The organism is Chryseobacterium vrystaatense (genome assembly GCF_000737765.1).
GTDB classification, from domain to species: Bacteria; Bacteroidota; Bacteroidia; order Flavobacteriales; family Weeksellaceae; genus Chryseobacterium; species Chryseobacterium vrystaatense.
Genome location: NZ_JPRI01000002.1, coordinates 353,755 through 377,330, shown reverse-complemented (window position 1 = coordinate 377,330; position 23,576 = coordinate 353,755). Strand labels below are relative to the sequence as shown.

The window sequence follows — 23,576 nt, the reverse complement described above, 5'->3', positions numbered from 1 at the left end:
TTTAATTACAGAACAAAGGTATAGACAGGCAGGAAATTCAATGGAAACAGACTACTGGAAAAAAAGAAACAGATTACTTGTAAAGCAAAAAAGCACCTTTTTCGAAGGTGCTTTTTTGTTTATTGATTTTCAATTTTTGAGAGGAACTTTGAGCGGTATTCTTTAGGACTGACTCCAACCAGCTTTTTGAAGAACTTTGAAAAGTAATTGGGATATTCAAAACCTAGTCCATAAGCTATTTCTGCAGTATTCATTTCCAGGTTTTGCTCCAGTAATTCTTTAGCCTTTTTAATGATGTATTCATGGATATTTTCAAGAGCAGATTTATGGGTGAAATGTTTTAAAATATCCCCTAAATAATTAGCTGTCAAGCCTGATTTATCCGCAAAATATCGTACAGTTGGAAGTTGATTGACCGGTTGTGTATAATAGTCAATTAAATTTTGCTGAAAATCACTAACGATGATATTATATTGTTTAGGATCAGTATGAAACTGTCTTTTATAAAATGCCTCTACTAATGAAATAAGCACATTAACATAAGAGAGTAAAATACTAAAGTGTTTTTTTTCGCTTTCATAATATTTTATCATTAATTCAAAAACCGCACTTATTTCACGTACTTCTTCCTGAGTAAGATATAAGGCTTCGTGTTGTCCATAGTCTAAATATGTTTTGAATAGAAATCTATTTTCATCAATTATTTTTTTTGAAAGCTGTAGATACATTCCGGTATAAGTAGGCTCTACGTCCCATCCTTCACTTAGGACCATATCAGGACTATTAAAAAAGACCGCAGTGACAGGTTCTGTATCTGGTTTAAATCTATTTTTAAGGTTGATCTTAAAAGAAATTCTATAAAAATCGACCATTACAGGATCAGACTTTAAGAGCATATTGGGCGGATCATAATAGCCAACATCAATATCGTTGTCCAATGGTACAGCGACGCCAATATATTCATTGTAAGAGTAAAAGTCTCTGAAAATTTTCATTTTGTAAAAGTATTAATTTGTAATTAATCGATTTATGCAATCATTATCGAAAAATAACAAAAGAAGTATACCCCCAATCTAATAATTTTGGGGCTATTTCAGCAAAGTACTTGACAGGATTCTTGAACTGTAAACTTTTAATATAAAGATGGTAGATGGATATAAACAAAAAAGACTTTACATTTTTGTAAAGTCTTTTTAAGTGAGCGCGAAAGGATTCGAACCTTTGACCGTCTGCTTAGAAGGCAGATGCTCTATCCAGCTGAGCTACGCACCCATTAAATAATTTTGAAAAAATTACTAAAACTGTCGGGGCGGCAGGATTCGAACCTGCGACCTCCTGGTCCCAAACCAGGCGCGATGACCGGACTACGCTACGCCCCGATTATTAGGTCATCTGAACGAATTTTACTTCGTTTTTGCGAGTGCAAAGATATAAATTTATTTTGAATAAAAAAGACAAAGGTGAAAAAAATATTAATTTTTATGAAAGGGAAAGTCTTTCAATACGGTGTTTTTTACTTTCGATAGGGGACTTTTTTACTCAGGAGTATCTGGTATTGTTTTGATTATTAGAGTTTTTAATCCCTGTTTTGTTCAGCTGATTTTTAAACTTTATAAAAAAAATCAAAGAAGAATATTTTTTTATAATTTGCAGACAATTCTCAGCGCGTTCACAAGAACTGATAACCTTAATCCAACAAGCATGACCTCTGCAAATAAAATTATTTTTTTTATAACGCTGTTTTTTTACCAGCTGGGTTATGCGCAAAAAATGGTGTCGTTTTTTGATAGAACAGAATATCGGGATGAAAAAACACAGTACATTCTTTACAAAAAGAAAAAATTTACCGGAAAGTATTTTGTCAAATTTGATACATTGAATATCATCACTTCAGTTAAAAATGGAATTATTACCAATATAGAAGAGTCAGGGCCTGCACATAAAGCTTTATACACTGTTAAAAATAAAGATCAGTATAAAAAACTATATAATGCCGGCGGAAATCTGACAGAAAAAGGGCTTCTGAAAGATGATGAGAAAGACGGAGAATGGAAAGAGTACTATTCAACAGGCTCTGCTAAAAGCATCACGTTTTACGACAAAGGAAAAAACAGTAAGACGTGGAGCTTTTTTGATGCAAATGGTGAAATCACCAGGAAGATTGTTTTCAATAATGAAGTTCCCTTTCCTGAATCAAAGAATATGAATAAGGAAATTTTGGCTTTTGCAGATTTGGATGTGCGGAAGCAGAACTGCAGAAGTCTGGACGGACTGGATAAGTCGGTAGGAAATCCATATCTTAACTGTGATTCTGTCTATTTTTATAAAGGTCTGAAATATACAGGATATGCAGTTTCAGGAGATCAAAGAATTGTTTTTATTGAGAACGGTAAACCGGTTTTCTCTAAGTCTACAGAGAACAACAAGGTTTTAAACTATTTCCAGGTTAATGACAGACTTGAAAAAGAGGGCAGATATCTGGAGCTATTTCCAGACGGAACAATCAAAATGAGAGGAAGGTATAGTGCGGACAGAAAGAATGGACTGTGGACTGAATATTATCCTTCCGGAAATGTAAAATCTGAAAAAAAATTCAAACTTAATACTCCAAAAGAATGATGGTTTTATTATTCAGAAGAAAGCTCTTTACCGGAAGAAAGAACGGCATTTTACAGAAAAAAACTATGTATTTCAGTTGGAGTATACTGAACTTTAAACCTGTTGGTGAAGTTTAAGGTTTCGTCGAAGAATGAAGTATAGGAAAATGTGGTTGTATTGGGGATTTATAGTTTTAAATGTATAATTTGTGTCCAAAACCAATGGTATAAGATAAATAGAATGGAGAATATTTCTTTTGATTATAAAATAGATTTAGCAACAATAGCAGCGGAAAGTCAAATGGATTTTGAATCTTTTGATATTCATAATCTTAAAGGTTTCTTCAATGGGAAGATATATGTATTTTTTCATGAAAAGAATAAAAGAAACTTTATAGTCCTTGAAACAGGTATTGTAGATTACCTCTTGCAGTTTGATGATTTGATCTTATCTATTGGAAAGGGGATTTATAAGACCTTTACAATATCATGTGATTATTATAGTAATAATTTACTGTATGAATATTCCAGCATCAATAATACGTTGATCATCAATGAAGGAAATGCAAATTCGTATACGATATCGTGTAATTATGATGATTTCAAAAAAGGATATTTAAAATTCAGGAAGCGCGTATTGCGTGAATTAAGTATTTTATATCCTGGATTAAGTAGCAGTCAGGCTTTCCTCGAATATTTTGGATAAATGATCCTACAAAATTTTAAACGCATCGGATCGGAAATTTCAGGATCCAGGCAAAATCGGAAAATTGATTATTTTACAATTCACAAAAGAATAAATACCATGAATTATTTTGTATACTCGTTTGAACATGTTTACACGGATGACACCCACACAGCGTGTAAATTTTTAGGATATTTTGATGATTTACAAAAATTAGAAAAAGCTAAAGAAAATGCCCTGACTCTACCTGGGTTTTCTACATATCCCGGTGGTCTAATTTTTAAAAAACGTAAATTAAATAAAACTCACTGGCAAAACGGATTTGACAGCGTTGCGGGTGAAATTGGGAGAGATTATTTAGAAAAAGAAGACGAAATAGATGAAGACTCTAAGTCAATAAAGGAGTTAAACTTAAAATATATTTACCAGGTAAGTCATAGTTATACAATTCACACCTTTTTAGATGACGAAAGAATCATTGGAGTATTTTTAAATGAAAATGAAGCTAATGAGATTGTAGATCATCTTAAAAAGGAAAAGGGATTTAGTGATCATGAAGATGATTTTATATTAAGTGAATTTATTTTAAATGAACAATTATGGACCTCGGGATTTTAATTTTAAAATAGGTGGGTGAGGTATATATAAAAGACATTTTAAATGTAGAGAGAGAACATATCCTGCTCTCAGAAGTTTTGACCTTCAGAGACTTACTGTTTTTTTTAACTAACCCCCTTTCTTCCTCACAAACAAATAAAAACTCACTCCGGCAAAAACAAAAACAGCAGCGATATTGCAGTAATCCAGCCTTTCAAAAGAAATATTTTCAAACATTAGATTTCCAAAAAGTTTAGACCCTCCAGTGTATACGAGAAAATCAGAAAACTTTTTCTCATTCGTAAGGCCTGAAAAAACGAGCATAAACATACTGAAACCTATTGGGTAGATGAAGTTTTTGAATGTCAGACTCAGAGCAAGCTGTATCATCGTTATGGCTGAAAGAGTGATTGTAAATTTTAGGAAAGCATAGAATATGACTTCTCTGAAATCATAATTCTGAAATCCAAGCTCAGGGAAAGCTATACTGAAAAAATAACCGCTCAGAAGAAAAACCAGATACGTCAGGATCATCGAAAACCAAACCGTCATCTGCATAAACAATACCTTTGAAACAAATATTTTTGACTTTGAAACAGGGATCGTAAAAAGTATCTTGTAGTTATTGTTCCGGTACTCTACATCACAGCAGGCATGTACAAATAGAGAAACCAGAATAGGGTACAGCATATAAAGAAACAGGGATACTGTTTTTCCCAATACCATCTTCCAGGGATTGGAAGTTCCTTCTTCAGCTCCGCCCTCAGTAAGTATACCATAGATGCTGTAGAGGTCAACAGCGAAGATAATAAGAGCAGGAAGGAGCAGTATACCGAATATTTCCTTATTCTTTGACAGTTTATATTGTTCAGAAGAAAAAGCCCTGTAGAAAGTATTAGTCATGATTTTTAGAAATTAGGTTAATAAAGATCTGTTCAAGATTGGTGCTCTGAGATTCTATGTCATAGATCTCAATACCGTTTTCAATCACCGTTTTTAAGAGTAAGCTGAATTTTTTGTCGTCGTTGGCTCTTACTGAAATCTTACCGGGGCTGTGTTGCGAAACGTAAAATAATTCATGCAGAACAGAAACCGCTTTTTCGGTGTTGTTTACTTTCAGGATGACATCCTTTTCAACCCTGGTCAGAAGTTCGTTTTTTGTTCCCTGAAAAATCATTTTACCGCCCTCTATAATTCCAATATGAGTAGCTGTTTTCTCTAACTCGCTCAGAATATGACTTGAAAGGAAAATAGTCTTACCCTGCTCGTTCAGATGTTGGAAAAGCTTTCTCATTTCAAAGATTCCCTGAGGATCAAGACCGTTCAGAGGCTCATCCAGAATCAGCAGCTTCGGATCGTGAAATATGGCCATAGCAATTCCCAGTCTTTGCTTCATCCCCATCGATAACGCGCTTGCTTTCTTCTTTTTTTCCTTTTGCAGGTCTACAAGTTCCAGAACTTCATCAATTCTTTTATTTCCCTTTTCAAAAATAATGTCCAGATATTTTAAATTTTCAAATACCGTCAGTTTCGTGTAAAAACAGGGTGATTCTATCAGATTTCCAGTTGAGGCAAGGATTTCTGTGCGGTTTTGTTTTAAACTCTTATTCTGGATGAATATTTTATCACCGGTCTCTTCCAGAAGTCCTAAAAGAAGTTTTATGGTAGTCGATTTTCCTGCCCCATTTCTTCCCAGGTAACCGTAGATACTCCCTTCCGGAACATTCAGGCTGATATTGTTTAAAATAGCTTTAGAACCTATGGTATAACTCAGTTCCTTGGTGCTGATACTTTCCATTATTTCTTGATTGGTGTTAAAGTCTTATTGATGTCTATGTAAAAGATTCCGTCAAAAGAGCGGCTCCAGTTCTTTTTCATATCTATTTTCTGGTTGATGGTCGATACAAATTCCTTCTTAAGGAATGAACTTTCGGGAATATTTCTTAGGTTAAGAAAAAAATATGGAGTTTTTGTCTTGTGAAATATATTTTCAATGGCAAATTTTCCGGGTTTGTCTGAGATACTGCCTGTTTCGTTTCGCTGGGCATATGACGAGAAATCAATAATATAAGACGATGTTCCGTATTTATTTCTGATATAAGAACCTAGCGGAAGATAATCTCTACTGTATCTTTCTGCAAAAGAGTGAATATTGGCGCACCAAACAATAATTTTTTTGTCTTTATAAACAGAATCGATCTGATGGATAAGATTTCTGGCCATCAGAGAATCCCTGAACTGCATACTCGGCATGGATCCTGGTTTGTATTTCCAGTTTTTGGTCATATTATCTTTTATGTCGTGGAAATATCTTGCATACATTATGTTTTCAGGAGTTTTATCAAGCCTCAAAACAGTTTGTTCGAGCTTGGAGATCTCTTGAAGGAGTTCATTTTTTTGGTTTCCTTTTAATACCCGGTTGACATATTTTCGATGAATAAAGTTATTGAGCTCGTTGATGTGTTTGCTAAAAATGGGGAAATTATTAATATGGACGTTGTTGCTGCTTAAGAAGTCCTTCAGCAGCTTTCCCCTTTTGGATGCTAATATAGTTCCTGAAAACTGGATGTCAAAACCTCCGATTTCAATGGGGGTGCCGGATGTTTTGGTTTTTTGATAATATCGGATCAGTGGTTGCGTTTCTTTGGCGTTCCACCAGAATTCGAACAGTCCAAGACCACCGATGGAATCTGCAGAAGTCCTTAGCTTGTGGGAATTCATTTCTTCGTTCATTATCCATGTATCATACTGTCCTGCTTCATAAAGAACTACATTGTAATTCAGGTTTTCATGGAGGTATCTAATAAGTCTGCTTTTGGCTTCGAACGTGGATCCGTCCATATGGGTATTTTCTCCCAGTATTAAAATCTTATTGTTCTTCAGGATAGAATCAAATATTTTCAAATCACTGTTGTCCCTGTAATCCATGGAGATATTTTTCACGGGATGCTTGTACCGCTCAATTTCTGAAAGCTGTTCTTTTATATTTTTGTCGGGAACTTCCTGATATACTATTTTGTTAAGGACAAAAAGGGCAATTACAGAAATGATAAAAACGTAAAGTATTTTCTTCATTAATTAGAATTTACAGGTTACTGAATTTCCGTTTGTTTTCTTTAATTGGTAGTATTTCACTAAATAATGTTACTCTGGTGTGTGAATTATTTATGTAACGGACGAAAACAATGCCAAAAGATAAGTGGTGACTAATTGTCATCTGATCTTTTTGAATAAAGATTAAATTTTAGGACTGAAGAGAACAGGTTAACATGAAAGTGGAGGAGGGGTGAGTTGAAAATATCAGCTGCAGATCTGTGATTTAAGAAAATTTACAATCTGTAGATAGGTAAAAGGTATAAAACAAAAAAATATATTGTCTTTTTGATTCAGTACGAAAGAATTCGAACCTTTAACGGTCCTGATTATACTATTGGTTTTTCTCTGTGTAGATTTTATCAGGAAACGATTGTAAAATAAAAAGACTCACAATGAAAATTGTGAGTCTTTTTAAGTGAGCGCGTCAGGATTCGAACCTGAGACCGTCTGCTTAGAAGGCAGATGCTCTATCCAGCTGAGCTACGCACCCATTAAGTAATTTTGAGAAAACTACTAAAACAGTCGGGGCGGCAGGATTCGAACCTGCGACCTCCTGGTCCCAAACCAGGCGCGATGACCGGACTACGCTACGCCCCGAGAATAATATAATATAATAGGTAAAGAAAAAATAGCGGAGGGTAAGGGATTCGAACCCTTGCGACGCTTGCACGTCGACAGTTTAGCAAACTGCTCCATTAACCACTCTGGCAACCCTCCTTTTTTCTTATTTTTTAATGATCGTTGTTCCGTTATTGCGAGTGCAAATATAGAACAGATTTCTTTATTTACCAAATAAAATTCAAGAAAAATTTGCGTATTTTTGAGGTGATAAATGATTAAAAAAATAAACTGATGCGTAAGACATTATATATCATCGGATTAAGTACTTTTGTTTTTTCATGTACTTCCCAACAAAATGTAAAAAAAAATACATACAAGCCGAAAACCCCGGTATCACAGGCAAAACCCGCAGTTAAAACTTCGGTTGCCGAAACGCAAAAACCTAAAATTACCAACGACCACGGTGTGGAGTTTTTTACCACCAATCTGGCAGACCCGGCAAAAAATGATAATACTGCAAGTTACGGTTCCATAGTATCAGCAAAACCTTTAGGATATAAAGTAGTAAAAACCTATTTTCCTTCCATTGCGCAGAACTTCAGACAGCGTTATCTTATATTGCATTATACAGCACTTCCTGACGACACATCCATTACTGTTCTTACCCAGCAGGGGGTAAGTGCTCATTACTTAGTTAATAATACAGGAGATAATGAGATCTATCAGTTGGTCGATGAGAATAAACGTTCTTATCATGCAGGAGTTAGTGCGTGGAGAAATGATAAAAATCTTAACGATACCTCAATCGGAATTGAAATTGTTAATACAGGATATAAATCAGATGCTGCCGGAAAAAAAATATTTGCAGAATTCAGTGATGATCAGATAAAGAAAGTGGCGGCACTGGCTAAAGATATCGTTATCAGATATCAGATTCCTGCAACAAATGTACTTGCTCATTCAGATATTGCACCTACAAGAAAACAGGATCCGGGACCTATGTTTCCGTGGAAAAAACTTTATGATCAATACCAGCTTGGAATGTGGTATGACGAAACAGCAAAGCAGAACTTCCTGACATTGGCACAGGCAGATTTTTCAGTAAGATATGTAGATCCGTCGTTTATTTACCTTGTTCAGACTACCTTGCAGAAATTCGGATACTATTTGGATTTAAGCGGAAAATGGGATGATGCGACAAAGAAAACAATCGAAGCCTTCCAGTATCATTTCCGTCCTCAGAATTATGACGGAATCATGGACGCCGAAACATGGGCGATCCTCCAGGCTTTAAATCAAAAATATCCAGCGAAATAAAAAATTAAAACGCATCGGTTAAGATGCGTTTTTGCTATATTTAAAAATAAAAACAGTTAAAACATCTGTAATGGAAAATTTCAGAAAAGAGAGCGATCTGTTAGGCGAATTGAATGTGCCTGCAAACGCTTATTACGGGGTACAGACGCAGAGAGCGATCGACAACTTTAAGATCTCAGGACAGCTTCTGTCTTCCTATCCGGACTTTATCAAAGGTTTGGCTTTTGTAAAAAAAGCAGCAGCAAAAACCAATTATGAATTAGGGTTGCTTGATGAAAACCTTTATTTCAAAATAGCAGAAGCCTGCGATGAAATAGTAGCAGGGAAGTATCACGAGCAGTTTCCTGTGGATATGATCCAGGGAGGAGCCGGAACTTCAATCAATATGAATGCAAACGAAGTTATTGCCAATATCGTATTAGAAAAATTAGGAAAAAATAAAGGCGAGTACGAGTTTTGTTCACCAAATGACCATATCAACCTTTCCCAGTCTACCAATGATGCATATCCTACAGCGATCAAAATGGGATTACTTCATATGAATATTGGACTTGTTGACAGGCTTGAGAAAATTGTTGAAGCTTTCCGTGCAAAGGGAAATGAATTTAATGACGTCATCAAAATGGGTCGTACGCAACTTCAGGATGCTGTTCCAATGACCTTGGGACAGGAGTTTGAAGCCTACGCTGCTACTTTGGAAGAAGATATTTCTAAATTAAATAATAATGCCAATCTATTTGTAGAGGTCAACATGGGGGCTACAGCTATCGGTACAGGATTGAATGCTCCGGTAGGTTATGCAACTCTTTGTGCAAAAAACCTGGCTCAGATCACCGGTTTTCCGGTTATTTCCGCACCCAATCTTGTTGAAGCAACACCGGATACAGGATCATATGTGATCTATTCTTCCGCCACAAAGCGTCTTGCTGTAAAGCTTTCTAAGATCTGTAATGATCTGAGATTACTTTCTTCAGGTCCAAGAGCAGGGCTATTTGAAATCAATCTGCCGCCAATGCAGCCGGGATCATCCATTATGCCAGGAAAAGTAAACCCTGTTATTCCGGAAGTGGTGAATCAGGTTTGTTTTAAAGTCTTTGGAAATGATCTTACCGTGACCTTTGCCGCAGAAGCAGGACAATTGCAGTTGAATGTGATGGAACCGGTACTTTCTCATGCAATCATGGAAAACATCAATTTCCTTTGCAATGCATTAGATACTCTTCGTGAAAAATGTATAGTGGGCATTACTGCAAACAAAGAGATCTGTCTGAATATGGTAAAACACAGCATCGGAATTGTGACGGCACTAAATCCGTACATTGGATACAAAAAGTCTACAGAGATTGCAAAAGAAGCTCTGGAAACCGGAAACAGCGTTTACAATCTTGTTTTGGAGAAAGGTATTCTTTCTCAGGAAAAATTAGATGAAATTCTTGATCCTAAAAATATGCTGAAACCGCATAACAAATAGAACCCATTACAAATGGTCAGTGATAAGTGATGGATGATGACTGAAGGTCAGTAATTTATCACTTATCATTTATTATCATTACCAACTTATTCATCACTCATAATTTTAAAACGTGAGGTTTTTAATCATAATTCCTGCACATAACGAGGAAGAAAATCTTCCATTCACACTGGATTCTTTACAACAGCAAAGTTTTAAAGATTTCAGAACTGTGGTGGTTAATGACGGTTCTACAGATGGAACAGAGGATGTGATCAGAAAATATACAGATCACGATTCCCGTTTTGCAACCGTAAATCTTCAAAAATCTGCTCATCAGCCAGGTTCCAAAGTCGTAAATGCTTTTAAAAATGGACTGAAGACCCAGAACATCAATGAATTTGATGTTATCTGTAAGTTTGACGCCGACATTATTCTTCCGGAAAATTATCTGGAAACAGTAGAAACAGCTTTTAAAGATCACTCCAGATACGGACTTGTTGGAGGGCTGCTGTACGTAGAAAAAGATGGACAGTGGATATATGAAGGGAATTCTAATAAACATCATGTAAGAGGTCCGATGAAAGCCTACCGAAAAGAATGTTTTGTACAAATGGGGGGAGTAAGAGAAACATTGGGATGGGATAATATAGATTCCATTCTGTTGACAAATCTGGGGTGGAAAGAAATTGTTCTTCCTGAGCTTCATGTAAAACTGATTAAAGTGAAAGGAACAGATTATACCATTAGGCCTGCAGATTATTACGGCAGATATTTTTATTTTTTGGGACTTAATAGATTTCTGGCTTATATCGCCTCTTCAAAAGAAGCTGCAAAGAGTAGATCAATCTCTTTTTTCTTTGACATTATCAAAGCTTACGAAACGTGCAAAAAAGAAAAGCTGGAACTGAAAATTTCAAAAGACGAGCAGAAAGTCATCAACGGTCAGCGTTGGAAAATGCTGAAGAAAAAATGGCTTAAAATGTAATCAGAAAACTTGAAGATTTAACCAAACAGTTTACCTTTGTTAACCCGTAACCCGTAACCCGTAACCCGTAATTGAAAAAAATAGCCTACATAGAAATAGACACCCATGCAGAGATTGCGCAGGCTTTCATGAGTATCATGAAGGATTCTTCTGACTTTAGCGTAGACTATTATTTTTCCAAAAAGATCAAAGATCAGGTTGAAGAGAAGGGAGAAGCGGTATTTTTATCCGATAGTTCTATGATCATGGAACAGTTAAAGTCAAAAAAATATGACCTGGTGATCATTGGAACTGTTCACCGTTATTTCAACACTTTTCATGCATTGGTTCAAAAATATAATGCATCTGTCATAGTTCATAATATCAATTTTTCAATAGCATCAAAGGCTTCTCTGATGAAAAGTATCTTCAAAGGAGATGTAATTTACAGATTAAAACTTTGGTGGAAAGAAGGCTTATTTTATACTTCAAAAGCGTACCGGAATGCTAAAAGTCTGTTGGTGCTGGATGAAGAAATCTCATCAGATATTTATAAATTTCTACCCGTTTTTTACAGCGAAAATTTTGAAAAACCCGAAAACAGCAGCCTTACCGTTGTGATTCCCGGAGGAGTTTCTCAAAAGAGGAGAGATTACCAGCATGTTTTTAAAATAATAAAGCATTTAAAAACCGACGAAAAATGTGAGTTCATATTTCTGGGGAAAGCTAAAGACAGCGAGTTGAAACAGCTTGAAAAACTCTCACGAACACTTCCCGAAAATGTATCTTTCCAGTATTTTTCTGACAGGGTGTCAAACACTGACTTCGAAAAAGGAATGCAGAAAGCAGATGTTTTATGGTGTCCTATTCAGCAGAAAACAGAATTTTTCAGCAGAGAAGAAGTTTATGGTCATACAAAAATGACAGGAAACCTGGGAGATGCGATCAAATATGGCAAAATAGCTGTTTTTCCGCATGATTACTCTTCGGGATTAGAATTTATTATTCCTGAGAGGGAAAATGTTTTAGAGCAGTTTAAAGAGCTTAAAAAGACCCGTTTCGATTTCCAGAAAGATTACAATAAAAAGACAGTTCTGAAAAAGCTTGAAGATGTTCTTTCGGGTTTGATACCTACTTAAATTTCAAAATACTTTTAAAAAATTTTGCATTCAGATAATCCTCGAGTGGGAATACCTTGGTGAAATGATTTCCGATATAGATCAATATCAGCACAACGGCCGGTTTATAAAAAAGATTGATAAGATTATTGCTGAAATTAGGAAGCACTATCGCAACTGTGATGGCTAAGGTACAGATAATAGAAACAAAAATCATTTCAATCGTAAGGGGAGATACTTTGAAGACAAAATAATTGAAAGCGATTTTGATCACATTGTAAGTGGTAAGAGAAATAGCTGTAGACAAAGCAATCCCGATCAGTTTCAGATCCGTATTTTTAATAAAGTAATAGTTCAGTCCTACAGTAAGCCCTGCCAGAAGAAGCATGATCAGAATATTGAATCTGTAATATTTTGAAAGCGAAATAATATTCCCGTTAAATCCTGTTGCCAGGTCAATCAGTACGGCAGATCCCCAGATCCATACCACAGGTTCGTATTCCCTGAGCATAGTTCCGTTTTTTGGCATAAACTCCGTCAGATAAGGAAAACCTACCATAATGCAGGAAAACAGGACAGCACCCAGGAAATATAAAGACAGAGACGTCTTTTTGTGAAATCGGTCAAGTTCCTCCATATTACCTTCTGCCAATGTTTTACTGATGATAGGGGCAGAAATATTAAACAGTCCCAGCTGTGGAACTGAGATCAGTGAGATCAAAGCATACAGAACTGAGTAGATTCCAACTTCTTCCATCCCCATAAACTCACCGATCATAAAACTGTTGATCGCCAGATAGTTCCCGAAAGTTCCAAGGAATCCAAAAAAACTGTAATTGAAAAACTCTTTCCAGAAATTATCCTTCTTGAAATAATCGGTATTAAAATCCGGCTGTATCTTTTCAAGTTTGTTGGTGTAATAAATATATCCACACAGCATTAAAGCAAATATTCCGAAAAAGAAAGCGAATGCTGTTTGCTGAGAAAACATGAAATAAGCAGACAGACAGAAAGCACCCAGGTTGGCTATTTTAGGAAAAAGATTGTCAAAAATATTGGAAACTACAATTCTTTTGTAATTGGAGGTATATTTGTTGAAAATGGCACAGAAAGAAAGAATAAGAATCAGTGGAAGTATCATCTCCTTAAGCTTCCAGGCTTCCGTATGTTGAAATTTTGGAAAAAAATAGGGGAGTATAAAAAATACGCCCGTAAAAATGATAAAATTAATAAAAACCATAAGCAGCGACAGCGAAAGCATATTCTGCTTTTTACCGTCTTTTTCTACCTTTTGAAAAAACTTTACATTCGAATAAGAAATGCCCAGTACGACAAAAGGGACAAGCATTTCTGCAGTAGGAAGAATATAACGGAGCTTTCCATAAAATTCAAAATTGTACGGAAAAATAAAAATCGCGGATATGGTACCCAGCAGAAAACCAATATAACCTATGATGGAATATTTGAAGCCCTGTCTCGCTACTACACTCATAATGTTTTTTTAATGGTTTTTTGGCGTAAAAATAATATTATTGATATAGCTGGTTTTGTTTTTTTCGTCGTTTGTGTTGTCCAGTAAAATCTCTTCCGTTAAAAGTTCCAGCTTAAAACGGTCACGGTTAAGATACTGTGCTTCGTACCCCCAGTTTTTTACTTCAGAAATATCATTCCAGATGGGATTATCATGGTGTCTCTGTTCCATTTCCACCATTAATGTCGGAAGGAACTGTTTAATGATTTCTTTAGCACCGGAAAGGGTTTTCATTTCATTTCCTTCTACATCTATTTTGATGAAATCAAGCCTGTCGAAGTGCTCAATAGCAGCCCATTCGTCAAGTTTGATCACTTTTACCTTTTCAGTATAGCTTTTCTCTTCACCCTTTTCTTTATATGATGTGTTTAAAGTTCCACGGGAAGCAATCAGCCTGCCGTTAATGATCGGAACCTTAAATTCAGCGATCGTGTTTTCGTCGGAAAGAGCTAAAGGAAGTATTCTCATCCTTGGGAAAAGCCTTTTCAGGCGTCGGTAGAGCTTTTTGTTCGGCTCAAAACCGTAAATGTTTTCGTGATTCAGCTTGTTCTCCAATTGATAGAGAAAAGTTCCCACGTTAGCCCCAATATCAAGTATTACAGCGTTTTTTGGAAGGTAATCTTTGATCCATACCAGTTCCGGTTCTACATTTCTTGCCGAGAAATTATCTTTTGTAAGACTGTTTAAATTCTTAAAATATCTTTTCTTGTAAAAACCCGGACTTATATATTGTAGTTTTTCTGCAATTTTTTGGTATAAAGACATCCTTAATTGTTTGACGAAAAGCAAAGATAAGCAAAAATGTTAAACCTATGTTAAAAAATAATAAATATAACCAATTGATTATCAAATTGTAACTTTTAAGTTCGTTTTTGTAAAAAATTGAATTTTAGAAGATTGAGGTTTTGCCATAAAGACGGCTCCCGAAAAATAAATATTCAAATAGGATTTCGTCTTCATTGATTGATATTAACCATGAAAAGGGCTCCTGTTTAAATTGATGATTATAAATAATGGTCTTTTAAATAACCACAAAAGTCATAAAAGTTTTTAAAACTTAAGGGATATTAAGGTTAAATGCTTTGCGAAAAAGAGACAACGAACGTAAAAAAAACTCAAAGATTTGTGTTGTCACGAATGTCAAATCTTGAATCGACGAAAATTCCCCTCCTTCGGAGGGGTGGCGAAAATTCAGAGAATTTTTGACGGGGTGGTTTATAACAGTTGCAAAACAAAACCCCTGCGGCTTACAAAAATCAACTTGTCTAATTTTGAGAATACTTTGAATAAGCCCTCGAAAGCTTTTCATCATACCTGTTTTCTTTGTAACCCGCACCATTGTACAGCCTGGCAAATCCAGCCCAGTTTTTATTTCGGAGATGAACAAGACAGTTGTTTTTCTCCAGAAATTTTCCAAAAGCTTTTAAATGTTCACCTTCATTGAGTTCCATTTGAGAAACAAAATGATGGATGTCGGTATATCCCAGGTTTTTAGCATGGTATCCCATAATCTGAAAACTTCCCCATGAAGCGGAAGATAGTGCAGCCTCTTCAAAGTTTGGACTGTTGTTGAGGCTGATTGCTTCATTGAGCCGGTCGTATTCTTTGATGCCTCCCTGGTAATGAGCTCTTGTCCATTTCGGATACAGAACGTTCTGACTGTTTGAATTGTAGTAAGAATTGGGATCGATACCTCTTTTCTTTAGTTCACTCCAGAAAACATGACCTTCAAAAAGGATTTTAGGCTTATTATTAATTAAAAATCCTTTTCCGCTGCTTTCAATTTCGTTGACAGCTTTTACAGCAGCCAATTCAAGATCATATTCATTTGCGAAATTGATAAGATCACTTTCCTTTAGGAATTTATCAGTTTGACTGATCGGTTTGTTATCTTTTTCAAGAAGAACAGCCCAGGTCTTTACACCGACGATTCCGTCGACAACTAAAGAGTTTTTTCTTTGAAAATCCTTTACAGCTTCATCAACTTCCAATGTAAATGAATCCGAGATCTTAATATGGTATCCCAGCTCGTAAAGGAGTTCACATAGCGTTAGCACTTCCGGCGCTTTTGTATAATGTTTTAAAAGTTTCATGGCAGTTATTTTTATATGATTGTGAATTGTGAATAGTGAATAGTGAATAGTGAATAGTGAATAGTGAATAGTGAATGATTTTTGATAAGCTTCAAAATCTAACATCTAACATCTGACATCTGAAATCTAGTATCTTGACTCTTGACTCTAGGCCCTTGACTCTCAGTTCTCAAATCACTGCTTAATCGGTATCTGAGGCATTCTCTCGCAGATCATCCCGATCAGGAAATATGATTTAAACTTTACTTCCTCTCTCTGAAGCTTGTATTCCAGGTTGAGAGGCATTGCATTGGTCACGCTGAAATTCTGATTTGAAATAGCGTAGTCGTCAATTCTCAGTTCAATGCTGTAGTCTCCAATAGGAATAAGTTGGCTGATCATGCCTGTTTCATTACTTTCGATCTCGAATATTCGGTTGTTATTAGTTCCTTTAATGGAGATGGCGCATTTGTATATGGGGTCATTGTTGATCTTATCTGAAATTCTAAACTGAACCATAGATCCTGATGGAAGAGGAATAGGGATAGGAATTGGCGTAGGAGTAGGTGTCGGGATCGTAGGGAATTTAGGACCCCAGGAGCCCCAGGGAATATTAATAGGATTTGCAGGTTGAGGTGCAGGCTGTACCGGACTGGCTCCATGTGGTACGGGGGTCAATGGTCTTAAGTTTTTAATATTGTTCAGAATATTTCCTGTATTTATTTTCCCGGCGAAAGACGATTCTGCAGGTCCAGGTTGTACAGCAGTTCTGGCGTTGAAGCTATTCATTACGTTAGTCTTCTGAGGTGATGTAATCGCTGTTTTCTTAGCTAAATAATTAAGCTGGTCAGATTTGATGGTTCTCACATTGGTAATTGCTTTCAGGAACCTTTGATTATTGTTTTTGTTGACAAAAACCTGCTGTTTCATCACCATGGGTCCAAAATAAACAAGCTGTTCATTATTGCTTACACTGGTGCTTATGATGGATGGATCAAGAATAACTTTCAGGTTTTTGATCAGGATCATGGTTTTTGGAAACGCAGGAAGCTTGAAATCGTTGGAAATTGTTTGCCCATCAGATATTTTTTTGGGTTCGTTCCATTCAAAATAATCGGAAAGCATAAAGTTCTTGTTGAACCAGTTTCTTTTTAAATGGACAAAAGAATAATCCATTTCTACCGCCTGGATCATACTTTCATCATAATCTATTGATAAAATTTCTGTGGGAATATTTTCGTTGCTGTTTTTCGCTTCAGAATGAAGGTCTTCCAATTCATGCTTTTCAATACGCATACTGTTCCATCCGGATTCATTTTCCATAAAATCATAAGGAATAAAATGGATGTCATGGATCGAAGAATTGCTGATTACATCTGTTTTTTCTGCAGCCTCAAAAGTATGTTTTGCATTTTGTGCCATAGCAAGATAAAGATCAGCATCAGATGATTTGTTGATCCTTGTCAGTTCCTTTTCAATACTGTCTTTGCTTCCTTTTACTTTCCATTCAGAAAAAGCCAGCTCTTTTAGATTATTCAGGTTGATCAGCCTGTCGTTCCAGTTACTTTTTTCTTCCTCACTGTCAATCCCGTCAAACAATAGGAGGTGGTCTGTCACCTTATTGATGGCATCCTCAAATAAAGTTCTGTACTTTTTATAAGCTTTGAATTCCTTGGTATCACTGTTTTTAGCATCAAAAAGAATTGTGCTTTTATTGTTAAGGACTTTATCAAGGTTTTCTTCAAGATTTTTCAGATTGTTTTTGTCCAGGATATCCCTGTAAATATCAAATAAAGAATTGTTCGGATTCAGATCCCAGAAATTTGGCGAAATAGGAACAGAGTTCAGTTCATAAGCTACATTCTGCTTTTTAATGATCGAAAGTGCTTTCTTCTGTTCGTCATTCAGAAGACTCTGAGGTTTTAAAAGCTCCAGTTCTTCATTATCATATATCCGCAGAGAAGGGCAGATCATGGGAAGGTCGTTTTCCATGGAACTCTGCGACATATAGATATTCTTAAGCTTCTGGTAGACGGCTACAAAATATTTCATGGTTATAGTTTTTAGTTTAGGTGAATAACCGGCAGAAAAAACTCCTGCCGGCTATTCTTATTGAGAAGGATATATTAGGTTATGATTTTCCGTCTGCCCATTTTTTGATCTCAGGGTTTGGATTTGGAGATTTCGGTACAATGTGACATTTATAACCGATGATGTAAATTCCTTTTGAGACAAGCTTTTTGCCTTCCCATTCATAGCTGGATTTTACATTCTGGTTGTCGTAGCTGTAGTTTCCTCCGATTACAAAAGGTCCTATTCCTACAGCGCCGCCAGCAGAAACTGAGTTTTTAGCTTCAGTGTACGCAGAGCTGCTGTCTTTAAAGTTCAGCGAAACATCTTTTGCAATGATCAGTTCTGTGATGATCGATGGCATTAATCCTTTACCTTTTCCGTCACTGATCATATCGCCGTTCAGCGTTTGTGGAGACTGTTCGTGAAGCTTCCAGTATTTTGATTCGATAAACTGTTGATTAAACCATCCTCTTTCTACTCTTACCTTTCCGATTTTGAAAGAAATATCCATACTTGTGTAATCAGAATTGATCTGAGTTTTTTCCTTCTTTCCTCCGGCCTTAGCTCCTATAGAGAATAATCCCATGCTGAAACCTCCTGCAGCGCCCCAATTATGGATCGATTTAGAATAATCATAGTTGGATTTTCCCTGGGAGATTGAAATTTCTGGCCATCCTTTTGATTCTCGTAAGGCATTAGCTGCTACAGGAATACAGGGAGAATAATTGGTGTAATCTAAGATTCTGGTTCTCTGGCTGTTCCTGAATTCTGCCTGAATTCTTTTCTTGATCACAAGCATATGTTTTTCTTCGATTTCGCTCAGATAGTTTTGAATTCTTTCTACAGCTTCCTTGTATCCTAGAGACTGCCAGGCCTTTAGAGCAGCGTCTTCACGCTTTTTCATATTTTTTCCGTCAATAGAAACTTTAGCCATTGCATCAGTGTCACCATTATCTGCAGCAACTCTGATCTCGTTGTTTGCATCCACGATATCATAATACTTCATCTGATATTCTACGTATTTTGCGTAAGTAGGCGCTACAAAAGTATGAATCAGTTCTGGCTTGTTCAGGTCATCTACCGCAGCATTCTCGTCAAAATCAGGATTCTTTACCTTTTTTATTTTGAATAGCTTATCTCTCAGGGAATCTAGTTTTTTCTCTATTTTTTTGTCAAAATCTGTATCTACAACGACAGACCATTGCAAAAGATCTTCATATACTTTTGAAACCCTCTTTTGGGAATCATTCATAATCGTAATGGCTCGTCCTTTTCCATCTTCAGTAAGTGGAGGAAGTTGAGAAGGAATAGCGTCAGTCATTGCTGCAAACTGTTCCATCTGAAGATATTTTTTGAATTTGCTGTTCGATAAAGCATTCTGATAAGCCTCCATGTCAATTTTAGGATTTCCGTTGGCGTCAAGAATGGGTTTTCCTGTTCCGTCCAGCATTGGTTTTGGAGAAGGTGCATCTCCGAAAAGTCCATTCAGTGCATAATCGAAAGTATCTTCAGATAACGTAATCCCTACCGGATCAAATGCAATGAAATCATCAGTTCCTAAAGATTCAGGATTTCCTCCGTTGGTTACTGTGTCATAGACCTGCTTTAAAAGCATGCTCATTAATGAATTTGTTTTTGCTTCTTGAGTTAAAGTTGGCATAATTATAAGTTTTTAAAATTTTCTTTGCTTACTCTTTTTGGTTTTCAGCTTCCCCGATTTTCTATGGTACAAATGTATTTCAGTCTTAAAAAATAATCAACAGTGGTTTTCCTGTTTTTGAATGTGGTTTTCACTGTTTTTAAATTTATGTTAGTTTTAATGTAATTAATGTTGGCTATTTTTATTAAATAATCATGGCGTTTTATTCCTTGAAAGTCAATTTTATCACCTTTTCTGATACAGTGAAATAGATTTTTATTAAATATTTCTTATTATTCGTTAAATATTTAACATTTATGCAATTTTATGGCAAGATTGTTGATTGAGATTTTAAACTTTTTGCAAAAAGTCATTAAAACTAATAATCACTGATTTTAACAGTTTAAATATTTAATAGTGATGAAACACCTAAACCAAAACCAGGAATTTCGTTTCAACGAAGTTCTTTTTGAGCACCGCAACAAAGAATACGGTGCCTATGCATTAAGAAATGAATCAGATAGAATACTAACCAAAGCACTTTTTGTGGGGGTAAGTTTATTAGCTGCTATTTCAGTGACTCCGTTTGTAATTTCAGCATTTCAAACGGACGTCGTATCTGAAGGTCCTGGCGGAGTAATAATTGAGTTGGTGGATCCTGTTGTTCCACCCGATGTTCAGGTTAAGCCGCCCGTGCAAATTCAGAAACCAGAAGTTCAGTCACAGAAGGTTAAAACTTATGATGCCAGTCTTGGAGAACCAAAAGCACATGTAACGAATGAAAAAGTGGTAGAAAAGATAGAAGGAGCAATCGCAGGACCAGTGAATAGTGCGGATGGTGTTATTGCAAAAACAAATTATCATCCCGTAGTGCCCCAGGCAGGAACAGGACCGGCAGTACCTTATATTCCACCAACTCCAAAAGTTCCTGATAACCATATAGCAACTGGAGACGAACTTGCTTCTGAAGCTACCTTCACTGGAGGAATTGATTCATTTAGAAATAAGGTAATCAGTAAATTTGACGGTTCAGGATTTGACGGGACCGGAGAAACCATGAGAACCATCATTACTTTTGTGGTAGAAAAGGACGGAACTATTTCCGGAATTAAAGCAGACGGTCGCGATGCTGAGTTTAATAAAGAAGCCATGAGAACGATTAAAAGTATCGGAGGAACCTGGAAACCAGCTAAGAATAAACAAGGTGAATCCGTAAGAAGTTATTTCAAATTTCCAATCACAATGAACTTTGAATAATTGAGATAAAAAAACAAATCTTAATAGTTATCCACAAAGAATTTTTTTTGTGGATAATTTTTTTAATTGTTAAACTGTTTATTAACAATACTTTAACTCAATTTTGAATTTAGCCACTCATACAGAGCAAAGAAAAAAGTGTATTTTTGAAACCTAAAGTTCTAATAATGGCAAAAATCATAGGTATCGCTAATCAAAAAGGTGGAGTTGGAAAAACGACCACAGCTGTAAACTTGGCGGCAGCATTAGGGGTATTGGAAAAAAGAATACTCATCATTGATGCTGATCCACAGGCTAATGCAACCTCAGGACTAGGGGTAGATGATGTTCAGTACTCTACTTATAATCTATTGGAGCACAGCGCAGATACAAGAACCTGTATCAAAAGAACCGCTTCTCCCAATCTGGATATCATTCCTTCACATATTGACCTGGTCGCAGCAGAAATCGAACTCGTGGATAAAGAAAACCGTGAGTATATGCTGAAGAAAGCACTGGCAGAAGTGAGAGACGATTATGATTATATTATTATCGACTGTGCACCGAGTTTGGGGCTTATTACAGTAAATGCACTTACCGCAGCAGATTCTGTCATCATTCCGATCCAATGTGAATATTTTGCATTAGAAGGATTAGGTAAGCTTTTGAATACCGTAAAAAATGTGCAGAAAATCCATAATAAAGATCTTGGAATTGAAGGTCTTCTTCTTACAATGTATGACAGCAGACTGAGACTGTCAAATCAGGTGGTTGAAGAAGTAAATTCGCATTTCCCTGACATGGTTTTTGAAACAATCATCAGCCGGAATGTAAGACTAAGTGAAGCGCCGAGCTTTGGAGAAAGTATCCTTAACTACGATGCAGAAAGCAAAGGAGCTATTCAGTACATTCAGCTTGCAGAAGAAGTTTTGCTGAAAAACGAAAATTTAGTAAAAAATTAATAGCAGTAAATAGTCAGTAAAATGAATGGTGAGTGTCAGAATCCGGTTGTCAGCAATCATTCATGACTTATCAATTATCATTTGTAATTAAAAATTAAGCCATCATTTATCAAATATATCTATGAAGGACAAAAAAAGAGCTATGGGACGTGGTTTAGGCGCTATTTTAAGTGCTGAATCCAAAGCGAGTGTCAACTCCGCTACCGATGAAGGAGCTGATAAGTTTGTAGGAAATATCGTAGAGGTAGCTCTGGAAGATATTTATCCCAATCCGACCCAGCCGAGAACTTATTTTGATGAAAAAGCATTAAACGAACTCGCTCTGTCGATCAAAAACTTAGGGGTGATCCAGCCGGTTACCTTAAGGAAAGATGGGGAGAAATTCGAAATTATATCAGGGGAAAGACGTTACCGTGCAAGTAAAATTGCCGGACTTCCGACGATTCCTGCATACATCCGTTTAGTAAACGATCAGGAGCTCCTTGAAATGGCTCTTGTTGAAAATATTCAAAGAGAAGATCTTGATGCTATCGAGATCGCTCTGACTTATCAGAGACTTTTGGATGAGATAGGTCTTACACAGGAAAACCTGAGCCAGAGAGTAGGAAAGGACAGAAGTACCATTACCAATTCTATCAGGCTGTTAAGACTGAATCCTGATATTCAGAATGCGATCAGAAGCGGGGAAATTTCAGCAGGACACGGAAGAGCTATTATAAGCCTAGAAAGTGAAGAACACCAGCAGATTTTATTTGACCTGATCATCAAAGAAAAACTGAATGTACGCCAGGCAGAACAGGCTGCAACAGCCCTGAAGAACCCTAAATCACCGGCAGCGAAAAAAATAAATGCTGAGCTTTCCAATAATTTTAAAAGAGCCCAGAAAACAATCGCTGATATTTTAGACGTAAAAGTAGAGATCAAAACCTCCGGAAACGGTAAAAAAGGTAAAATTGTCCTGGACTTCAAAAATGAAGAAGAACTGGAATATATTTTATCCCATATTAAATAATGAAGAAAATATTTTTCACTTTTTTTTTGTACACTTTTGCTTTCGCCTATTCGCAGGTAACTCCTGTCGATACAGTTCGTATAGGGCCTCTTCCGAAGGATAGTGTTGCTATTGTTGCTAAACCGGCAAAGCCTCCAAAATCCGTGAAAACAGAAGCAAAGATCGTAGAAGATCTTGAAAAGGCGAACGGGCCCACAAGGAAAACGATTAAACTGAACCCTACAAGAGCAGGGTTGTATTCTGCAGTATTTCCAGGGTTAGGACAGTATTACAATAAGAGATACATCAAAATTCCTATTGTATGGGGTGCTGTAGGTGCAGGTATTGGATATACGATCTGGAGCAATAATCAGTACAAAAAATATCGTGAATATTATGTAGCCAAACTTAACGGAACACCGAACGAGTTTGTGGATGCTCATCCTTGGCTGGACAAAAAAGCTTTTGGAAATGCCCAGGACAGATATAAAAGACAGAGAGATTACGCCATAGCAATTACAGGCTTAATCTATATCCTGAACATTGTAGATGCCGTGGTAGATGCCCATCTTTACGAAAGCCGCCATGACCCGGATTTGACTTTTAATCCTACAGTGATCCAGGATCAATACGGATTTTCTACTCCGAAAACAGGTTTAAGTTTAAGTTATAGATTTTAAAAGT

Annotated in this window: 20 protein-coding genes and 5 tRNA genes; 11 read left to right on the top strand and 14 right to left on the bottom strand. The window is 36.3% G+C overall.

Features of this window, described 5'->3' with window-relative positions:
* Positions 1 to 119: 119 nt before the first annotated feature.
* The 3 genes from IW16_RS07265 to IW16_RS07255 form a co-directional block, all read right to left on the bottom strand.
* Positions 120 to 995, bottom strand: coding sequence for a helix-turn-helix domain-containing protein (locus IW16_RS07265; RefSeq protein ID WP_051889999.1), 876 nt, complete (start codon positions 993 to 995; stop codon positions 120 to 122).
* A 203-nt stretch (positions 996 to 1,198) separates the two neighbouring features.
* A tRNA-Arg gene (locus IW16_RS07260) sits at positions 1,199 to 1,272 on the bottom strand.
* Positions 1,273 to 1,304: 32 nt separating this feature from the next.
* Positions 1,305 to 1,379, bottom strand: a tRNA-Pro gene (locus tag IW16_RS07255).
* 391 nt (positions 1,380 to 1,770) lie between these two features.
* Between IW16_RS07255 and IW16_RS07250 the strand changes: the two genes are divergently transcribed.
* The 3 genes from IW16_RS07250 to IW16_RS07240 all read left to right on the top strand — a co-directional run bounded on the left by IW16_RS07250 (position 1,771) and on the right by IW16_RS07240 (position 3,900).
* On the top strand, positions 1,771 to 2,619 hold the full coding sequence (locus tag IW16_RS07250; RefSeq protein ID WP_165571970.1) for a toxin-antitoxin system YwqK family antitoxin: 849 nt from the start codon (positions 1,771 to 1,773) through the stop codon (positions 2,617 to 2,619).
* 219 nt (positions 2,620 to 2,838) lie between these two features.
* Positions 2,839 to 3,303: a hypothetical protein gene (locus IW16_RS07245; protein WP_034741574.1), complete on the top strand. Its 465-nt coding sequence runs from the start codon at positions 2,839 to 2,841 to the stop codon at positions 3,301 to 3,303.
* Between the two features lie 99 nt (positions 3,304 to 3,402).
* Positions 3,403 to 3,900 (top strand): hypothetical protein, encoded by a 498-nt coding sequence (locus IW16_RS07240; protein WP_131327855.1) that lies wholly within the window; start codon positions 3,403 to 3,405, stop codon positions 3,898 to 3,900.
* A 108-nt stretch (positions 3,901 to 4,008) separates the two neighbouring features.
* Here the strand turns inward: IW16_RS07240 and IW16_RS07235 are convergent, their stop codons facing one another.
* The 6 genes from IW16_RS07235 to IW16_RS07210 form a co-directional block, all read right to left on the bottom strand.
* A complete protein-coding gene (locus tag IW16_RS07235) occupies positions 4,009 to 4,782 on the bottom strand; it encodes an ABC transporter permease (RefSeq protein WP_034741568.1) in 774 nt (257 codons plus the stop codon).
* Positions 4,775 to 5,677: an ABC transporter ATP-binding protein gene (locus IW16_RS07230; RefSeq protein WP_034741564.1), complete on the bottom strand. Its 903-nt coding sequence runs from the start codon at positions 5,675 to 5,677 to the stop codon at positions 4,775 to 4,777. Before IW16_RS07230 ends, IW16_RS07235 begins: the two co-directional genes overlap by 8 nt.
* Positions 5,677 to 6,954 carry an erythromycin esterase family protein gene (locus IW16_RS07225; RefSeq protein WP_034741562.1) on the bottom strand — a complete coding sequence of 426 codons (1,278 nt, stop codon included), beginning with the start codon at positions 6,952 to 6,954 and terminating at the stop codon, positions 5,677 to 5,679. The genes IW16_RS07230 and IW16_RS07225 overlap by 1 nt, the downstream gene beginning before the upstream one ends.
* 437 nt (positions 6,955 to 7,391) lie before the next feature.
* Positions 7,392 to 7,465: transfer RNA gene (locus IW16_RS07220), tRNA-Arg, on the bottom strand.
* A 32-nt stretch (positions 7,466 to 7,497) separates the two neighbouring features.
* Positions 7,498 to 7,572 (bottom strand) — tRNA-Pro (locus tag IW16_RS07215).
* A gap of 35 nt (positions 7,573 to 7,607) precedes the next feature.
* Positions 7,608 to 7,692, bottom strand: a tRNA-Ser gene (locus IW16_RS07210).
* A 135-nt stretch (positions 7,693 to 7,827) separates the two neighbouring features.
* Here IW16_RS07210 and IW16_RS07205 point away from each other — a divergent pair.
* The 4 genes from IW16_RS07205 to IW16_RS07190 all read left to right on the top strand — a co-directional run bounded on the left by IW16_RS07205 (position 7,828) and on the right by IW16_RS07190 (position 12,409).
* Positions 7,828 to 8,853 (top strand): N-acetylmuramoyl-L-alanine amidase, encoded by a 1,026-nt coding sequence (locus IW16_RS07205; protein ID WP_034741558.1) that lies wholly within the window; start codon positions 7,828 to 7,830, stop codon positions 8,851 to 8,853.
* Between the two features lie 70 nt (positions 8,854 to 8,923).
* Positions 8,924 to 10,324 (top strand): aspartate ammonia-lyase, encoded by a 1,401-nt coding sequence (gene aspA / locus IW16_RS07200; RefSeq protein ID WP_034741555.1) that lies wholly within the window; start codon positions 8,924 to 8,926, stop codon positions 10,322 to 10,324.
* A gap of 112 nt (positions 10,325 to 10,436) precedes the next feature.
* Entirely contained in the window at positions 10,437 to 11,291 is an 855-nt protein-coding gene (locus IW16_RS07195; protein ID WP_034741552.1) for a glycosyltransferase family 2 protein, read from the top strand.
* Between the two features lie 71 nt (positions 11,292 to 11,362).
* Complete coding sequence (locus IW16_RS07190; protein ID WP_034741549.1) at positions 11,363 to 12,409, top strand: hypothetical protein; 1,047 nt, start codon at positions 11,363 to 11,365, stop codon at positions 12,407 to 12,409.
* Here the strand turns inward: IW16_RS07190 and IW16_RS07185 are convergent.
* The 5 genes from IW16_RS07185 to IW16_RS07165 form a co-directional block, all read right to left on the bottom strand.
* Complete coding sequence (locus IW16_RS07185) at positions 12,402 to 13,880, bottom strand: lipopolysaccharide biosynthesis protein (protein ID WP_034741546.1); 1,479 nt, start codon at positions 13,878 to 13,880, stop codon at positions 12,402 to 12,404. The genes IW16_RS07190 and IW16_RS07185 overlap by 8 nt on opposite strands.
* A 9-nt stretch (positions 13,881 to 13,889) precedes the next feature.
* Entirely contained in the window at positions 13,890 to 14,684 is a 795-nt protein-coding gene (locus IW16_RS07180) for an FkbM family methyltransferase (RefSeq protein WP_034741544.1), read from the bottom strand.
* A 500-nt stretch (positions 14,685 to 15,184) separates the two neighbouring features.
* Entirely contained in the window at positions 15,185 to 16,012 is an 828-nt protein-coding gene (locus IW16_RS07175; protein WP_034742704.1) for an N-acetylmuramidase domain-containing protein, read from the bottom strand.
* Positions 16,013 to 16,186: 174 nt separating this feature from the next.
* Positions 16,187 to 18,043: a hypothetical protein gene (locus tag IW16_RS07170; protein WP_034741539.1), complete on the bottom strand. Its 1,857-nt coding sequence runs from the start codon at positions 18,041 to 18,043 to the stop codon at positions 16,187 to 16,189.
* A gap of 79 nt (positions 18,044 to 18,122) precedes the next feature.
* Entirely contained in the window at positions 18,123 to 19,724 is a 1,602-nt protein-coding gene (locus IW16_RS07165) for a hypothetical protein (RefSeq protein WP_034741536.1), read from the bottom strand.
* A 399-nt stretch (positions 19,725 to 20,123) separates the two neighbouring features.
* Between IW16_RS07165 and IW16_RS07160 the strand changes: the two genes are divergently transcribed.
* From IW16_RS07160 to IW16_RS07145, 4 genes are all read left to right on the top strand, one after another.
* On the top strand, positions 20,124 to 20,960 hold the full coding sequence (locus IW16_RS07160) for an energy transducer TonB (RefSeq protein ID WP_034741534.1): 837 nt from the start codon (positions 20,124 to 20,126) through the stop codon (positions 20,958 to 20,960).
* Between the two features lie 167 nt (positions 20,961 to 21,127).
* Positions 21,128 to 21,901 (top strand): ParA family protein, encoded by a 774-nt coding sequence (locus IW16_RS07155; RefSeq protein WP_034741531.1) that lies wholly within the window; start codon positions 21,128 to 21,130, stop codon positions 21,899 to 21,901.
* 121 nt (positions 21,902 to 22,022) lie between these two features.
* Complete coding sequence (locus tag IW16_RS07150) at positions 22,023 to 22,913, top strand: ParB/RepB/Spo0J family partition protein (protein WP_034741528.1); 891 nt, start codon at positions 22,023 to 22,025, stop codon at positions 22,911 to 22,913.
* Complete coding sequence (locus tag IW16_RS07145) at positions 22,913 to 23,572, top strand: DUF5683 domain-containing protein (RefSeq protein ID WP_034741525.1); 660 nt, start codon at positions 22,913 to 22,915, stop codon at positions 23,570 to 23,572. Before IW16_RS07150 ends, IW16_RS07145 begins: the two co-directional genes overlap by 1 nt.
* Positions 23,573 to 23,576 lie beyond the last annotated feature (4 nt).

Bases quoted from the DNA above. Each gene is read 5' to 3' on its own strand.
- IW16_RS07265 (WP_051889999.1), bottom strand. From the start codon at position 995: ATGAAAATTTTCAGAGACTTTTACTCTTACAATGAATATATTGGCGTC.
- IW16_RS07250 (WP_165571970.1), top strand. From the start codon at position 1,771: ATGGTGTCGTTTTTTGATAGAACAGAATATCGGGATGAAAAAACACAG.
- IW16_RS07245 (WP_034741574.1), top strand. From the start codon at position 2,839: ATGGAGAATATTTCTTTTGATTATAAAATAGATTTAGCAACAATAGCA.
- IW16_RS07240 (WP_131327855.1), top strand. From the start codon at position 3,403: ATGAATTATTTTGTATACTCGTTTGAACATGTTTACACGGATGACACC.
- IW16_RS07235 (WP_034741568.1), bottom strand. From the start codon at position 4,782: ATGACTAATACTTTCTACAGGGCTTTTTCTTCTGAACAATATAAACTG.
- IW16_RS07230 (WP_034741564.1), bottom strand. From the start codon at position 5,677: ATGGAAAGTATCAGCACCAAGGAACTGAGTTATACCATAGGTTCTAAA.
- IW16_RS07225 (WP_034741562.1), bottom strand. From the start codon at position 6,954: ATGAAGAAAATACTTTACGTTTTTATCATTTCTGTAATTGCCCTTTTT.
- IW16_RS07205 (WP_034741558.1), top strand. From the start codon at position 7,828: ATGCGTAAGACATTATATATCATCGGATTAAGTACTTTTGTTTTTTCA.
- aspA (WP_034741555.1), top strand. From the start codon at position 8,924: ATGGAAAATTTCAGAAAAGAGAGCGATCTGTTAGGCGAATTGAATGTG.
- IW16_RS07185 (WP_034741546.1), bottom strand. From the start codon at position 13,880: ATGAGTGTAGTAGCGAGACAGGGCTTCAAATATTCCATCATAGGTTAT.
- IW16_RS07180 (WP_034741544.1), bottom strand. From the start codon at position 14,684: ATGTCTTTATACCAAAAAATTGCAGAAAAACTACAATATATAAGTCCG.
- IW16_RS07175 (WP_034742704.1), bottom strand. From the start codon at position 16,012: ATGAAACTTTTAAAACATTATACAAAAGCGCCGGAAGTGCTAACGCTA.
- IW16_RS07170 (WP_034741539.1), bottom strand. From the start codon at position 18,043: ATGAAATATTTTGTAGCCGTCTACCAGAAGCTTAAGAATATCTATATG.
- IW16_RS07165 (WP_034741536.1), bottom strand. From the start codon at position 19,724: ATGCCAACTTTAACTCAAGAAGCAAAAACAAATTCATTAATGAGCATG.
- IW16_RS07160 (WP_034741534.1), top strand. From the start codon at position 20,124: ATGAAACACCTAAACCAAAACCAGGAATTTCGTTTCAACGAAGTTCTT.
- IW16_RS07155 (WP_034741531.1), top strand. From the start codon at position 21,128: ATGGCAAAAATCATAGGTATCGCTAATCAAAAAGGTGGAGTTGGAAAA.
- IW16_RS07150 (WP_034741528.1), top strand. From the start codon at position 22,023: ATGAAGGACAAAAAAAGAGCTATGGGACGTGGTTTAGGCGCTATTTTA.
- IW16_RS07145 (WP_034741525.1), top strand. From the start codon at position 22,913: ATGAAGAAAATATTTTTCACTTTTTTTTTGTACACTTTTGCTTTCGCC.